The organism is Aminobacter anthyllidis (assembly GCF_018555685.1).
Lineage (GTDB): Bacteria > Pseudomonadota > Alphaproteobacteria > Rhizobiales > Rhizobiaceae > Aminobacter > Aminobacter anthyllidis.
In genome coordinates this window covers 142,795-156,771 of the sequence record NZ_JAFLWW010000005.1, presented here as the reverse complement: position 1 = coordinate 156,771, position 13,977 = coordinate 142,795, and the positions used below count along the sequence as shown (strand labels likewise).

Genomic DNA, 13,977 nt, shown 5'->3' with positions numbered 1-13,977 from the left:
CCACTGTCTTTCATCGGACTAGACGATGGTCACCTGCCCGGTCGCATGCGCGAACGGAGGGGCTTTTGGTATTCCGGCTTGCAGGCAGCGTCAGGGATGCTTCCTGTACGCTTTTGGACGAGGCTTTGATCAAACCGGCCTGAGCGCGCCTCTTTGCCTTGGAAAAGCGCGAGGTTCGATACTTGCCGTGAAATTACACCTTGCTGACATTGTATGAAGCCGGTATCTCTTTGCAATACTGTATGCATTGGTTTTAAGTCACTTAGCTATTACGCCTTCCCTTGGAGGGGAAATTGCGGCTTGCTCTGGGGGGCTAGGCAGCCGCATCATTTCCTTTGCGCGATCTCAGTCCGGTGCGTCGAAATCGGGCGCCACAGCCGCGATATTGTAGGCTTCGAGCCGTGCCGTCGGGGCGTCGGCCGTATCGAAGCTCAGGATCGTTGCGGTACCAGGCGTCACCGGCACGACGCGTGACGGCGGCAGTCCCAGGAAGGCGTGGCAGGCAGCGCGGATGACACCGCCATGGACGATGGCGAGCGTGTCGCCGTTGCACTTCCTCAAACAGTCGCGCAAGCCTTCGACGATCCGGGCGCAGAAATCCGCCCATGGCTCGCCTCTGTCGGGGGTGAAGGTGCCGGCGCGCCAAGCGAGATATTCGTGCGGTCGCTCGGCCTCGAGCTCCTGCTTGATGCGGCCGGTCCAGTTGCCCATGTCGATCTCGCGCAGACGCGGGTCGAGCGGTGCGTCGCCATAGCCGAGCAGGCCGGCGGTCTGGCGCGTCCGGCCAAGGTCGGAGACCACGACATGGTCAGGCGCCATCGCCTTGGCGAAGGATGCGAAACTCTGGACCTGCTTGATGCCACGCGGCGACAGCGGCGCATTGTCGTGGCCCTGCAGCCTGTGCTCGGCATTCCAGGTGGTCTCGCCATGGCGCACCATTACCAGTCTCATCAGCTAATCCTTTCACCGCTCATTGCAAAAACTGCGCTCGGCCCGTTGACGAAGCTGAGGCTTATCTGGTCGCCGATCGCGGCACGGAAGTAGCCGTCGGCCATCGCCGTCAGCCGCTGGCCGTTCGAAAACGCCGTCACCATCGTGCGCCCGGCGATCGGGGCGGCTTCCTCGAAACGCGCGCTGATCGTCGGCCGCCCCTCGACGTCGCCGACCATCAGATCGTGGGCGCGGTAGAGAAGCTGCACACCATCCTGCGCTTCTGCGCGGCTGGCGTCGGCCAGGCGCAGGCCGTCATAGACAAGGCCGTCGCCGCTCTTGTTGACTTCGATCAGATTGGCCGGCGGCGTGCCGAGGAAGGTGGCGACAAAGGTCGTGCGCGGGTTTTCCAAAAGCTCCAGCGGTGCGCCGAACTGTTCGACCTTGCCATTGTTGAGCACGGCGACATGGCTCGCCATGGTCATCGCCTCGACCTGGTCGTGGGTGACGTAGACTGAGGTCGCGCCGGTGGCGCGGTGGATGCGCATCAGCTCGCTGCGCATCTCGATGCGCAGCTTGGCATCGAGATTGGACAAAGGCTCGTCGAACAGCAGGATGTTCGGCTTGGGGCCAATGGTGCGGGCAATCGCCACGCGCTGTTGCTGGCCGCCGGAGATCTCGGCCGGGTAGCGCTCCTTGAGCGCCGCGATGCCGAGCAGGCCCAGCACCTCGTCGACACGGGCGGCGCGGTCGGCCTTGCTCCATTTCGCCACCTTGAGCGGCCATTCAATGTTGCCGGCGACGGTCATGTGCGGCCACAGCGCATAGCTCTGGAAGACAAGGCCGGCGTCGCGGGCACCGGCATCGGCGACGAGGCCGCGGGTGCCGTCGGAGACGATGCGGCCCATGAAGGCCATTTCGCCTTCGCTCGGGGTTTCGAGCCCGGCAAGCATCCTGAGCAATGTCGATTTGCCGCAGCCGGATGGGCCGACCAGCACCAGGAATGCGCCTTGCGGCACCGAGATGTCGACATTGTCGACGGCGGTGAAGCTGCCGAAACGCTTGGAGACGTTGCGGATCGCGATCGCGGCCGGATTGCCGTTGGCGGGGCTCATGCGGATTTCCACTTCTGGACGCGGTTCTGCAGGCGGTGCGCCAGGAGCGTGGCGACGACGCAGAGGACGAGGATGACCATGGTGATGGCGTTGGCGAACTGCATGAAGCCTTCGGCGGCATAGCGATAGGCAAGCATGCTGAGCACCGGCGAGGTCGAGGTGAACAGCAGCACCACCAGCGACAGGTCTCGCACGATCTTGACGAAGACCAGCAGCGCGCCGGCCAGCAGGCCACGGATGGCCAGCGGCATGATGATCGCGCCCATGCGGCGGAAGAAGCCGGCGCCGGTCAGCCGGGCGCTTTCCTCGATGTCGGCCGAGATCTGGCCGAGCACCGAGCGGCCGGACTGGACCGCATAGGGCAAAAGGTGGGCGGAGGCAGCGAGCACCAGAAGCAGGAAGGTGCCGTAGAGCGATGGCAGCGGCCCGATGGGCGCGCCGAACAGGGCGATGTAGGCGGCGGCGAAGGCGATGGAGGGGATCAGGATCGGCGTGAACGAGACCTGGCCGAGCACCGTTGCCAAAACCGTGCCCTTGTTGCGGGCGATGGTGTGGGCCAGCGCCAGGCCGAGCGCCATGGTGGTGACAGCCACTGTCACGGCGAGCTTCAGCGTCATCCACAGAGCTTCGATCAACACCGGATTGCGGAAGATGCCGGCCTGGCCCTGCGCCATGTCGGTGCCGCCTTCACCGATCCAGAAATGCGTCGTCCAGTTGGAAAACAGCGAGCCGTTCTGCAGCGCGAAGCTGGATGCGGTGAGGATCAGCGCCGGCAGGAAGGTGGTGAGCAGGCAGAGCAGCACGGCAACGGCGAACAGCGGCCAGCGCCACTTGCCGAGCGGGAAGCGCTTGGTGCGGCCGCCCTTGCCGGTGACGGTGACGAAGTTCTTGCGGCCGGCGACAAGGCGTTCGCCGAGCCACAGGAAGGAGGCGGAGACGACGATCAAGAGAAGCGCGATGACGAAACCGCGCTCGGTCTGGCCGGTCTCGATCATACCGAACAGGCGTGTCGACAGCGTCTGCATGCGCACCGGCAGGCCGAGCAGGGCAGGGGCGGCGAAGTTGGAGACGGCCCCGGCAAAGGTCAGCGATGCCGCAGCGATCAGTGCCGGGGTGACGACCGGCAGGATGATGCCGAAGAAGATGCGCGAGCGCCTGGCGCCGGCGACCTGGGCGGCCTCGACAAGATCGGCGCCGATCGAACTCAAGGCGGCCGAGATGACGGTGAAGGCGAGCGAGTAGTAATGCGCAATCAGCACGATCAGCGTCGGCACCAGGCCCCAGGCGAGCCAGTCGGGAACGATATAGCCATTGGCCTCGAAGAAGCCGACGGAACCGCCAAGCCGGCTGTTGCGGAACAAGGCGCCCCATGCAAGGGCCGCGGCAAAACTCGGGATCATGAACGGCATGGTGGCAAGCAGGCCAATGGTCCGGGGCGCCGGCACGTCGGTGAGCATCACCAGCCAGGCAAGGAAGCCGCCGATCAGGATGCAGCCGGCGGCAACGCCGACACCGAGCAGCACGGTGTTCCACAGCGGGCGCCACCACAGGTTTTCGGACATCTTGGAGGCAAGCACCGCCTGCCAGGCATCACGGCCTTCGACGGTCAGGGTGGACAGCACGATCTTGACCAGCGGCGCGATGACGAGGATGCCGACGATCAGGATCAGGATGATGGGAACGAGTGTTTCGGAGCGCAAAAAGCCTCTCCTCGACAACACGGATGTTGCGACGACGGACATGACAAGCTTTCTCACAGGAGAGACCGGGGGCAACAAGGCCGCGGCGAAGCGGCTGGGCGGGCTAAGGGTGTGGACCGGCGCCTCCCCCGAGGCGCCGGTCCGGCCGCGGTCATTGCAGCGTCAGCACCAGGTCGGCGATACGCTTGCGGGCAGCGGCGGTCTTGACCGGATCGATGCGCCAGGCCTTGAGCTCCTTGAGCGGCACGGAATCCGGGCTGTCTTTCACAGTCGGTCGCACGGCGTAGTCGCCTGGCACGTTGAAGGGCTCGAAGGCCGGTCCGCCGGTGGCAGAATCGTCGCCCATCATGAAGTCGATCAGCAACCGTGCCGCAGCCGGGCTAGGCGCCTTGTCGACCAGCGCAAGGACTGCCGGAAACAAAATGCCATTGGAGGGCTCGACGTCGTTGGCGACCTGCAGCGCCCAGCCTTCCTTGTCGTTGTCGCGGCGGTCGGAATAGGTGGCGAAGCCGACAGGCGGATTGGCCGAGGTCTTGTCGCCGATGGCCTTGTTGATGACGTCGGAATTGGGAACCATGACGAGGTCGTTGGCAAACAGGTCGCGGACGAACTGTTCGCCGGCGCCCTGCAGGTCGCTGTCGACGGTGATCGGCTTGCCGAACTGCGCCTCGTAGGCCTTGGCCATCTCGTCGGGGCGCAGCGAGAATTCAACCAGCAGGTCGAGCAACTCGCCGCGCTGCAGCGGATCGACCATCAGGACACGGCCTTTCCATTCCGGCGTTGTCAGCTGCCACAGGTTCTTGATCGGCGCGCCATTGGGGTTTGAGGCTTCGTTGTACATCAGCACCTTGGTCGACAGGCGCTGGGTCAGGAGCGGGGTCTTGTGCTCGTCGGCGAGTTCGCCTGATACACGCGGCGGGACGTAAGGCACGACGCGGTTGGTCTTGACCAGGTCTTCATAGACCACCGGCGTGTCGGCGATGTAGAGCACGTCGACGGCGTTGACGCCGGCAGTCTGCTCGGCAACGACGCGGGCGATCTGCTTGACCGAGCTCATGTCGATGCCGACGAGGTCGATGCCGGGATAGGTTTCCTCGAAGGCCTTCTCGACCTTGGCGATGCGGCTCGACAGCGAGAAGACGGTGACCTTGCCTTCCTTCTGCGCCAGCGGCAGCAGTTCCTTGACGCTCATGGCGTCGAGTTCGGCAGCACTGGCTGCCAGGGGCAGCAAGGCGGCTGCTGCGAAAAGCGTCCATTTCATCGACTTGAGCATATTTTCCCTCCCAGGTTTTTCTCAATCGAATTCGTCGAACAGGCCCGACAGGCGTTCGAGCGCGCCCATGACGCGCGTCTGGTGCCGGCCGGCAATGGTCAAGAGAATGGCGTTGACGATGGCGAACGGCACCGTCGGCGTCTGGAACTCGCTGCCCGAACGACCACGCGGTGCGGCCAGCACAAGGTCGGCTTGGGGCTGCATCATGGTGCCGGCAAGGTCGGTGACCAGCATCGCCTTGGCGCCTTGCGCATGACAGTGCTCGACAAGCGGGGCATAGCTGGTCGGCTGCTTGCGGAAGGCCAGCGCCAGCACGAGGTCGCCCTTTTCCATGCCGACCACGCGCTCGGCAATGTCGCGGCCACGGCCCTCGAGCACGATGGTGGTCATGCCGAAGCGGTCGAGCCGGCGGCGCAGGAACTGGGTGATCGACTGGGCATGGCCCTGGCCGAACAGGAAGATGCGCCTGGCGTCGACGATCATGTCGGCGGCGCGGTTGATGCTTTCTTGCGAGACGGCGAGGCGCAGATGTTCGAGGGCGGCGATCTCGCTGCCGATCAGGTCGAGCAGGAAGTCGCCATGCTCGACCTTGGCGACGGAGCGGCGCATGCGTTCGGCGGCGTCCTGGCTCTCGACCAGTTCGCGCTGCAGCTGCGAGCGCAGTTCGGGATAGCCCTTGAAGCCAAGCTTCTGCGCCAGCCGGGTGGTTGCCGCCTCATGCACGCTGGCGCGTTCGGCAAGCCTGGCGCTCGACAGGAAGGCGGCTTCGGCGGCGTTTTCGAGCAGGGCTGAGACGAGTCGCTGGTCGGCCTCGGTGAGGCGGGTCGAATGGCTCTTGATGCGATCCAGCAGCGTCATCATCTTGCATCCATTTTGCACTCGACTCTTATGATGCAAGATATCTTGCAGTCAAGTGCAAACGTGTGCAAGATTGGCTTTTCTGTCTTGCAAGGCGGGTGCGGCGACATGAAAAAGGCGCTCCGAAGAGCGCCTTGATTTCGGTCAGGGCCGGTGAACGACGGTGCCCGAAAACTCAGATGTACTTCATGTAGCCGACGAAACCGGTGATCCTCCAGCGCCCGTCCGCCTTGCGGCAGAAATACAGCGTCTGCCAGTTGAGGACGTCGTCGCTGCCGTCGGCGCGGCGGATGGTGCCGTCGAATTTCTTGCGCGCCACCGCGACATCGCCCGTGATGTCGATCTCGGTCAGCCGTGTCGCACGGTGGATGCCGTCGGCGAGCGGCTCGGCATATTGGGTGGCAGCTGTCTCCGCCGCCTGGCGCAGCCACTCGTCGCGATAGACCGCGAGCGTCGGGAAGGCGGCGTTCCACGCGTCGGGATTGGTTGCGTTATGGGCATGGATGCCGAGGAAACGCTGCTCGTCGAAATCGCCTGCCACCATGGCCCAGTCCTGGCCGACGAAGGCGGCGATGTCGCGCTCGACCAGCATCTCCCAGATGGCCGCGCGGTCGGCATCTCCAGCGAACGGGTTTTCGGCAATCGTCATGTCAGTCCCCCAGAGGCAGTCGCGGGTCGTCGATCTTGAGCATACTCAGGCTCTGCTTGATGCGCCGCAGGCCTTCGAGCACGTTGGTACCGCGGGTCTCGGCGGTCGCGGTGGCGATCATGTCGAGGATGGCCAGCAGCGCGAAACGCGACGAGGTCGGCTTGTAGATGTTGCCGTCTTCGATCGGCTGGAACGGGATGACGATGTCGGCGACCTTGGCCAGCGCCGATCCGGGCGCCGTGATCGCCACGGTGCGGGCGCCATATTGCCGGGCGACCTGGACCGCATCGACAACCGACTTGGCGTGGCCCGAAACGGAGAAGGCAATGACCGTCGTCTCGGGCTTGGCGACCGCCGCATACATGCGCTGCAGCTGGCCGTCGACCTGGGCGACGACAGGCAGGCCAAGCCGGAACAGCCGGTTCTGCAGTTCCGTCGCCATCATCGAGGAGATGCCGCCGGAGCCGAAGCACAGGATGTTCTGCGAGGCCGACAGCCGCTCGGCCACCGAGACCAGCGTCGCCATGTCGAGATTGTCCGAGGCGCGCTGGATCGCGACGATAGCCGCCTCGGTGACGGCGGAGGCGATGCGCTGCTCACGCGCGTCGCGGCTGAGCGGTTCGGGCTTGAGATACTGCCCGCCGATGGCGATCGCCTGCGCGAGGAAGAACTTGAAGTCGCGCACGCCGTCGCAGCCGAGGTTGCGGCAGAAGCGGGTGACAGTGGGTTCGCTGACGCCGACGCGCGCGGCGATCTCCGAGATCGCGGCCTTGGAGGCAAAGTCGAGATCCGACAGCACCAGGCTCGCCAGGCGCTTGTCGGACTTCGATCCGTCCTGCGCCGTGACCTGAAGCCGGGTGATGATGTCGGCGATGTTGCTCATACGGGCAGGCCGGTCGCCTTGTCGAACAGATGGATGTTCTTGGGGTCGGCAGTGACCGGCAGTGTCTCGCCCGGCCGCACCGAAACGCGGTCGCGGAACACGGCGCGTACCTGCTCGTCGCCGATGGCGCCGTAGATATGGGTCTCCGAGCCTGTCGGCTCGATGACGTCGACCTTGAACGGCAACGCGCTTTCGCTGCCGCTGATGACGAAATGCTCGGGCCTGATGCCGGCCTCGACCGCTCCTGCGAAGGCCGAGGCGCGGCCGCCATTGAGCGACAGCTTCTCTCCGGTCGCCGTCTCGAAATGTGCGCCTGTCGCCGATGCGCCGATGCTGCCCGAGACAAAGCTCATCGACGGCGAGCCGATGAAGCTTGCGACGAACTTGTTGGCCGGGCTGTCGTAGAGTTCGAGCGGTGCACCCACCTGCAGGATCTTTCCCTGGTTCATGACGACGATGCGGTCGGCCATGGTCATGGCCTCGATCTGGTCGTGTGTCACGTAAACCACCGTCGATTTCAAGCGCTGATGCAGCGCCTTGATCTCGGTACGCATCTGCACGCGCAATTGCGCGTCGAGATTGGACAGCGGTTCGTCGAACAGGAACACCGAGGGTTCGCGCACGATGGCGCGGCCCATGGCGACACGCTGGCGCTGTCCGCCGGAGAGCTGGCGCGGATAGCGGTCGAGATAGGCATGCAGGTTGAGGATCGCTGCGGCCTTGTTGATCTTCTGGTCGATGGCGGCCTGTGCCTCGCCGCGGATCTTCGGCCCGAACCCGATGTTCTCGGCTGCGGTGAGATGCGGAAACAGCGCGTAGGACTGGAACACCATGGCGATGTTGCGCTTCTGCGGCGGCAGGTCGTTGGCGCGCGTGCCGCCGATCAAGAGGTCGCCGTGGCTGATCGGCTCAAGCCCGGCGAGCATGCGCAGCAAGGTCGACTTGCCGCAGCCGGAGGGGCCGACGAGCACGACGAACTCGCCGCTTGGAATGTCGAGGTTGATGTCGTCGAGCACTTTGTGCTGGCCAAACGACTTGGAGAGGTCGCGGAAGGTTACGCCGGTCATGGTCTTCACGCTCCCAATATGTCGTCGATGAAAGGCAGGCAGCCGGCGGTCAGGCCGGCGTCGACGGGCAGCACCGTACCGGTGATGCCCGAGGCGCGTGGCGAGGCAAGGAAGGCGACGGCCTCGGCCACTTCCTGCGCGTTGACGATGCGGCCAAGCGGATAGAGCCGCTGCAGCTTGCCCAGAATGGCGGGATCCTTGGCCAGGCGATGGTCCCAGGCCGGGGTGCGGATCGAGCCCGGGCAGACGACGTTGGCGCGGATGCCCTGGCGGCCATGCTCGACAGCAATGGCGCGCGACAAGGCGTTGATGCCGGCCTTGGCCGCGGCATAGGCCGGGTTGCCGAAATGCGACAGCGCATTGACCGAGGAGATGAAGACGAAGCAGCCCGCGCCGCGCGCCACCATTGGCTTGAGCAGCGTATTGGTCAGGCTGGCGACGCCGGTCAGGTTGAGGTCGATCTCGGTCTCGACTCGCTCCTGGGTCAGCGCCGGCATGGTTTCGGCGCGGGTCCAGCCGGCATTGTTGATGACGATGTCGGGCACGCCGTCGGCTTCGACCAGCTTGCGCGCCGCGGCTTCGAGGCCGGGGCGGTCGGTCAGGTCGAAGCTGTGGCGCCCGGCGAGATCGAGCCCGTCCATCGCCTCAATGTACTGGTCGCAGCCGATGACGCGGGCGCCGCGATCATTGAAGATCGCAACCAGTGCCCGCCCGAGGCCGCCGCCGGCGCCGGTGATCAGGACGGACTTTCCCCGGAATTCGCTCTCACTGCTCAATGATGTGCTCCCATAGCGATCTTGGCCGCTTTCTTTGCTCAGGACTATGGCTGAAAATGTAATTAAGCAACAAAGAAAATCGCTTGATATGGCGAAAATGCCGGATAATGTAAGAAAGTCACTTAATCAAAGAGGCGCGGCAAAGCGCCGGAGGAACGGGCCTTGGCCCGTGGGAGCAAGGGAACACCGACATGGCGATTTCGAAGTGGAAGACTGGCCTGCTGGCCGGGTTGAGCGTGCTGGCGCTGGCCGCCCAGGCAAATGCCGGCGAAGTCAGGGTCACGGTCGCGGAATACAGCGCAAAGACCGGGCCCTATTTCCAGGAAGTGGAAAAGGCATTCGAGGCAGCCAACCCAGGCGTCGACGTCAAGTTCGAGGTCGTGCCGTGGGACGTGCTGCTGCAGAAGCTGACCACCGACATCACCGCCGGCACCAATGCCGATTTGTCGATCATCGGCACGCGCTGGCTGATCGACTTCGTCCAGCAGGGCGTCGCCGAGCCGCTCGACGGCTACATCACGCCCGACTTCAAGGGGCGCTTCATCGACACCTTCCTGTCGCCTTCGATCATGGACGGCAAGACCTACGGCCTGCCGATCGCCGCTTCGGCGCGTGCCATGTATTACAACAAGGAACTGCTCGAAAAGGCTGGCGTCGCCAACCCGCCGGCGACCTGGGCCGAGCTCAAGGATGCGGCTGCCAAGATCAAGGCGCTGGGCGGCGAGAACTACGGTTTCGGCCTGCAGGGCAAGGAGATCGAGACCGACGTCTATTATTATTACGCGATGTGGTCGCAAGGCTCCGAGATCCTCGACAAGGACGGCACCTCGGGTCTCGACAGCCCCGGGGCCATCGAGGCGGCCAAGCTCTACAAGTCGCTGATCGACGAGGGCCTGACCCAGCCTGGCGTCACCTCCTATGCGCGTGAGGACGTGCAGAACCTGTTCAAGCAGGGCAAGGTCGGCATGATGATCACCGCGCCCTTCCTGTCCAACCAGATCAAGGAAGAAGCGCCGAAGCTGAAATATGGCGTCGCCGCCATCCCCGCCGGCCCGACCGGCGCGCGCGGCACCTATGGCGTCACCGACTCGATCGTCATGTTCTCCAATTCGAAGAACAAAGACGAGGCCTGGAAGCTGCTCGACTTCCTGTTCCAGACCGACTGGCGCGCCAAGTTCACCCAGGGCGAAGGCTTCCTGCCGGTGAACAAGGAAGAGGCCAAGATGGACTATTACGTCAACAATGCCGACCTCGCTGCCTTCACCGCGCTTCTGCCCGACGCCCGCTTCGCGCCGATCATTCCCGGCTGGGAAGAAGTCGCGCAGATCACTTCGGACGCCATCCAGAAGGTCTATCTCGGCGAAGGCGATCCCGAGGCCCTGCTCAAGGAAGCGGCAGCCAAGGCCGACGGCATCCTGAAGAAGTAGTTCTTCTTCCTCCCGCCGGTGGCGCGCCTCAGGGTGCGCCGCCGGTTCCCTGTCCCGTGCTCCGGCCAAGGCTCCCATGCACAATCGCGCCCTGCCATATCTGCTGACGCTGCCGAGCCTGATCCTGGCGGCGGTGGTGATCTTCTGGCCGGTCGTCGACCTGATCCAGATCGCGACGCATGACGTCAGCCGCTTCGGCCAGCTGCGCGATTTCAGCGGCCTCGACAATTTCGCTGCACTGGTTGCCGATCCTGATTTCATCAAGGCGCTGCTGCGCACCGGCGTCTGGACCGCCGCCGTCGTCGGTGGCGCGCTGTTGGTGTCGATCCCGGTGGCGGTCATCCTCAATACCGATTTTTACGGCCGTTCGCTTGCGCGTGTCATCGTCATGCTGCCCTGGGCGGTGTCGCTGACCATGACGGCCATCGTCTGGCGCTGGGCGCTGAACGGCGAAAGCGGCATGCTGAATTCCGCCCTGCGCGGGCTCGGCCTCGCCGACCACAACATCCAGTGGCTGGCGAGCGCGGCGACCGCATTCCCGATGCAGATCATGATCGGCATCCTGGTGACGGTGCCGTTCACCACCACCATTTTTTTGGGCGGGCTGTCGTCGATCCCCGACGATCTCTATGAGGCGGCGGCACTGGAAGGGGCGGGACCGGTGCAGCAGTTCCGGCGCATCACCTTTCCGCTGCTCAAGCCCTTCGTCAACATCGCCATCGTGCTCAACACGATCTATGTCTTCAACTCGTTCCCGATCATCTGGGTGATGACGCAGGGCGGTCCGGCCAACTCGACCGACATCCTCGTCACCCATCTCTACAAGCTGGCCTTCCGCATCGGCAAACTCGGCGAGGCGTCGGCGGTGTCGCTGGTCATGCTGGCGATCCTTTTGGTCTTCACCGCCATCTACATCAGGCTCGCCATGCGGGGAGAACGCGCATGATCGCGCCCAAACTCAAGCGCACCATCATCGCCTGGGGGCTGCTGGCGCCGCTTGTCGTCGTCACGCTGTTTCCCTTCGCGGTGATGTTTTTGACCGCGGTCAAACCGGCGCAGGAAGTGCTGACGCCGAGCTGGTGGCCGAGCGAGTTTCGCTGGCGCAATTTCTACGACATGTGGGTGCAGGCCGGCTTCGGCCGGGCGCTGTTCAATTCGCTTTACGTGTCGGTGATCGCCACAGTCGGCGCGATCGTCATCTCGATCCCGGCCGCTTATGCGATGTCGCGCTTCCGTTTTGCCGGTCATGGCGCCTTCCGGCAGTTCCTGCTGGTCTCGCAGATGATCTCGCCGATCGTGCTGGTGCTTGGCCTGTTCCGGCTGCTCGCCTCCTTCGGGCTGGTTGAAAGCCTGAATGCCGTCGGCGGCGTCTACATGGCCTTCAACATCGCCTTCACCGTGTGGATGCTGCAGAGCTATTTCGACACCATCCCGCGCGACCTCGAGGAAGCCTCGTGGATGGAAGGCGGCAGCCGCTGGCTGACCTTGCGCAAGGTGTTTTTGCCGCTGTGCGTGCCGGCCATCGCCGTCACCGCCATCTTCACCTTCATCAATGCCTGGAACGAGTTCGTCGTCGCGCTGACCATGCTGCGCAGCCAGGAAAGCTATACGCTGCCGATCCAGGTGTTTTCGCTTGTCGCCGGGCGCTACACTGTCGAATGGCACTACGTCATGGCGGCCACGCTCGTCGCCACCGTGCCGGTCGCCATCCTGTTCGTCTGGCTCCAGCGCTATCTCGTCCGCGGCCTGGCGCTCGGCGCCGTCAAGTGACCGCAACCTCCTGACTTCAACGATAAAGAAACGAACCTGACATGCGCATCTTCACCGCCTCGCTGGCGACCGAGACCAACACCTTCTCGCCGGTGCCGACCGATCGCGCCTCGTTCGAGATGGCGTTCTACGCCGGGCCGGGCCAGCATCCGGAGACACCGACCTTGTGCTCGTCGCCGATCGTGGCGCTGCGCCGCCGCGCCGCTGCCGACGCACTGACCGTCATCGAAGGCACCGCCACCTGGGCCGAGCCGGGCGGGCTGGTGCAACGCCAGACCTTCGAGGCGCTGCGCGACGAAATCCTCGACCAGCTCCGGGCGGCGCTGCCGGTCGACGCCGTCATGCTTGGCCTCCACGGCGCGATGGTGGCGCAGGGCTATGACGACTGCGAGGGCGACCTCCTGGCGCGGGTCCGCGACATTGTCGGCCCCGACGTCGTGGTTGCTGCGGAGTTCGATCCGCACAGCCACCTGACGCCGAAGCGCGTCGCCGCCTGCAATGTGCTCGCGGCCTTCCTCGAATTTCCGCACACCGATTTCTACGAGCGCGGCGAGCATGTCGTCGCGCTTGGCCTGGCCGCAGCGCGTGGCGAGATCAAGCCCGTCATCTCGACCTTCGACTGCCGCATGATCACCGTGCTGCCGACCAGCCGCGAGCCGATGCGGAGCTTCGTCGACCGCATCAAGGCGCTGCACGGCAAGGACGGCATCCTGTCGGTGTCGGTGATTCACGGCTTCATGGCCTCCGACGTGCCGGAAATGGGCTCGCGCATCGTCGTCGTCACCGACAACGACAAGGCCAAGGGCGACGCGCTCGCCGAAAAGCTCGGCCGCGAGCTTTATGCCATGCGCGAAAAGACCGCGATGACGATGGTCGACACCGACGCCGGCATCGACCAGGCGCTGAGCGCGCGCCGGGCCAATCCGGCAAAGCCCGCTGTTATCGCCGACGTCTGGGACAATCCCGGCGGCGGGGTCGCCGGCGACGGCACCTTCATGCTGCGGCGGATGCTGGAGCGCGGCCTCGACAAGGTCGGCGTGGCGACGATCTGGGACCCGATCGCGGTGACCTTCTGCCACGCGGCGGGCGAAGGTGCCGTCATCGACCTGCGTTTCGGCGGCAAGGCGGGACCGCAGGCCGGCGAGCCGATCGACGCCAGGGTTCAGGTGCTGAAGGCGGTCGAGGAAGGCTGGCAGAGTTTCGGGCCGAGCCGCGTGACGCTCGGGCAAACGGCGCTGGTGCGCATCCTGGGGACCGAGGTCGACGTCATCCTCAACACCAACCGCACCCAGACCTTCGAGCCCGACATCTTCTCCAATCTCGGCATCGACCTAGCCAGCAAGGACATTTTGCTGGTCAAGTCGACCAACCATTTCTACGCCGGCTTCGCGCCGGTGGCGGCCGAGATCATCTATGTCGACGCGCCGAGTTCGTATCCGAGCAATCCGCGCGTGACCAACTACACCAAGCTTGTCCGTCCGGTATGGCCCAGGGTCAATGATCCCTGGGCATGACAGGCGAGGCCGCCA

Annotated in this window: 13 protein-coding genes; 4 read left to right on the top strand and 9 right to left on the bottom strand. The window is 64.6% G+C overall.

Going from position 1 to position 13,977, the window contains the following annotated elements:
* Positions 1-345: 345 nt before the first annotated feature.
* From J1C56_RS17780 to J1C56_RS17740, 9 genes are all read right to left on the bottom strand, one after another.
* Entirely contained in the window at positions 346-951 is a 606-nt protein-coding gene (locus J1C56_RS17780) for a histidine phosphatase family protein (RefSeq protein ID WP_214391407.1), read from the bottom strand.
* Positions 951-2,045: an ABC transporter ATP-binding protein gene (locus J1C56_RS17775; RefSeq protein WP_214391406.1), complete on the bottom strand. Its 1,095-nt coding sequence runs from the start codon at positions 2,043-2,045 to the stop codon at positions 951-953. Before J1C56_RS17775 ends, J1C56_RS17780 begins: the two co-directional genes overlap by 1 nt.
* Complete coding sequence (locus tag J1C56_RS17770; protein WP_214391405.1) at positions 2,042-3,787, bottom strand: ABC transporter permease; 1,746 nt, start codon at positions 3,785-3,787, stop codon at positions 2,042-2,044. The genes J1C56_RS17775 and J1C56_RS17770 overlap by 4 nt, the downstream gene beginning before the upstream one ends.
* 109 nt (positions 3,788-3,896) lie before the next feature.
* Positions 3,897-5,006 (bottom strand): ABC transporter substrate-binding protein, encoded by a 1,110-nt coding sequence (locus J1C56_RS17765; RefSeq protein WP_420797416.1) that lies wholly within the window; start codon positions 5,004-5,006, stop codon positions 3,897-3,899.
* 33 nt (positions 5,007-5,039) lie between these two features.
* Positions 5,040-5,879, bottom strand: a complete 840-nt coding sequence (locus J1C56_RS17760; protein WP_246591557.1) for a MurR/RpiR family transcriptional regulator — start codon at positions 5,877-5,879, stop codon at positions 5,040-5,042.
* Between the two features lie 172 nt (positions 5,880-6,051).
* Positions 6,052-6,525 carry a hypothetical protein gene (locus tag J1C56_RS17755; protein ID WP_214391402.1) on the bottom strand — a complete coding sequence of 158 codons (474 nt, stop codon included), beginning with the start codon at positions 6,523-6,525 and terminating at the stop codon, positions 6,052-6,054.
* Position 6,526: 1 nt separating this feature from the next.
* Positions 6,527-7,408, bottom strand: coding sequence for a MurR/RpiR family transcriptional regulator (locus tag J1C56_RS17750; RefSeq protein WP_214391401.1), 882 nt, complete (start codon positions 7,406-7,408; stop codon positions 6,527-6,529).
* Positions 7,405-8,475 (bottom strand): ABC transporter ATP-binding protein, encoded by a 1,071-nt coding sequence (locus tag J1C56_RS17745; RefSeq protein WP_214391400.1) that lies wholly within the window; start codon positions 8,473-8,475, stop codon positions 7,405-7,407. Before J1C56_RS17745 ends, J1C56_RS17750 begins: the two co-directional genes overlap by 4 nt.
* Positions 8,476-8,480: 5 nt before the next feature.
* Positions 8,481-9,251 (bottom strand): SDR family oxidoreductase, encoded by a 771-nt coding sequence (locus tag J1C56_RS17740; protein ID WP_214391399.1) that lies wholly within the window; start codon positions 9,249-9,251, stop codon positions 8,481-8,483.
* 191 nt (positions 9,252-9,442) lie between these two features.
* On the opposite strand from J1C56_RS17740, the gene J1C56_RS17735 reads away from it, so the two are divergent.
* From J1C56_RS17735 to J1C56_RS17720, 4 genes are all read left to right on the top strand, one after another.
* Positions 9,443-10,678: an ABC transporter substrate-binding protein gene (locus tag J1C56_RS17735; RefSeq protein ID WP_214391398.1), complete on the top strand. Its 1,236-nt coding sequence runs from the start codon at positions 9,443-9,445 to the stop codon at positions 10,676-10,678.
* 76 nt (positions 10,679-10,754) lie between these two features.
* A complete protein-coding gene (locus J1C56_RS17730; protein WP_214391397.1) occupies positions 10,755-11,624 on the top strand; it encodes a carbohydrate ABC transporter permease in 870 nt (289 codons plus the stop codon).
* Positions 11,621-12,448, top strand: coding sequence for a carbohydrate ABC transporter permease (locus tag J1C56_RS17725; RefSeq protein ID WP_165915907.1), 828 nt, complete (start codon positions 11,621-11,623; stop codon positions 12,446-12,448). The genes J1C56_RS17730 and J1C56_RS17725 overlap by 4 nt, the downstream gene beginning before the upstream one ends.
* A 41-nt stretch (positions 12,449-12,489) precedes the next feature.
* Complete coding sequence (locus J1C56_RS17720; protein WP_214391396.1) at positions 12,490-13,962, top strand: M81 family metallopeptidase; 1,473 nt, start codon at positions 12,490-12,492, stop codon at positions 13,960-13,962.
* Positions 13,963-13,977: the final 15 nt, after the last annotated feature.

Bases quoted from the DNA above. Each gene is read 5' to 3' on its own strand.
- J1C56_RS17770 (WP_214391405.1), bottom strand. From the start codon at position 3,787: ATGTCCGTCGTCGCAACATCCGTGTTGTCGAGGAGAGGCTTTTTGCGC.
- J1C56_RS17750 (WP_214391401.1), bottom strand. From the start codon at position 7,408: ATGAGCAACATCGCCGACATCATCACCCGGCTTCAGGTCACGGCGCAG.
- J1C56_RS17760 (WP_246591557.1), bottom strand. From the start codon at position 5,879: ATGATGACGCTGCTGGATCGCATCAAGAGCCATTCGACCCGCCTCACC.
- J1C56_RS17720 (WP_214391396.1), top strand. From the start codon at position 12,490: ATGCGCATCTTCACCGCCTCGCTGGCGACCGAGACCAACACCTTCTCG.
- J1C56_RS17755 (WP_214391402.1), bottom strand. From the start codon at position 6,525: ATGACGATTGCCGAAAACCCGTTCGCTGGAGATGCCGACCGCGCGGCC.
- J1C56_RS17775 (WP_214391406.1), bottom strand. From the start codon at position 2,045: ATGAGCCCCGCCAACGGCAATCCGGCCGCGATCGCGATCCGCAACGTC.
- J1C56_RS17725 (WP_165915907.1), top strand. From the start codon at position 11,621: ATGATCGCGCCCAAACTCAAGCGCACCATCATCGCCTGGGGGCTGCTG.
- J1C56_RS17780 (WP_214391407.1), bottom strand. From the start codon at position 951: ATGAGACTGGTAATGGTGCGCCATGGCGAGACCACCTGGAATGCCGAG.
- J1C56_RS17745 (WP_214391400.1), bottom strand. From the start codon at position 8,475: ATGACCGGCGTAACCTTCCGCGACCTCTCCAAGTCGTTTGGCCAGCAC.
- J1C56_RS17765 (WP_420797416.1), bottom strand. From the start codon at position 5,006: ATGAAATGGACGCTTTTCGCAGCAGCCGCCTTGCTGCCCCTGGCAGCC.
- J1C56_RS17735 (WP_214391398.1), top strand. From the start codon at position 9,443: ATGGCGATTTCGAAGTGGAAGACTGGCCTGCTGGCCGGGTTGAGCGTG.
- J1C56_RS17730 (WP_214391397.1), top strand. From the start codon at position 10,755: ATGCACAATCGCGCCCTGCCATATCTGCTGACGCTGCCGAGCCTGATC.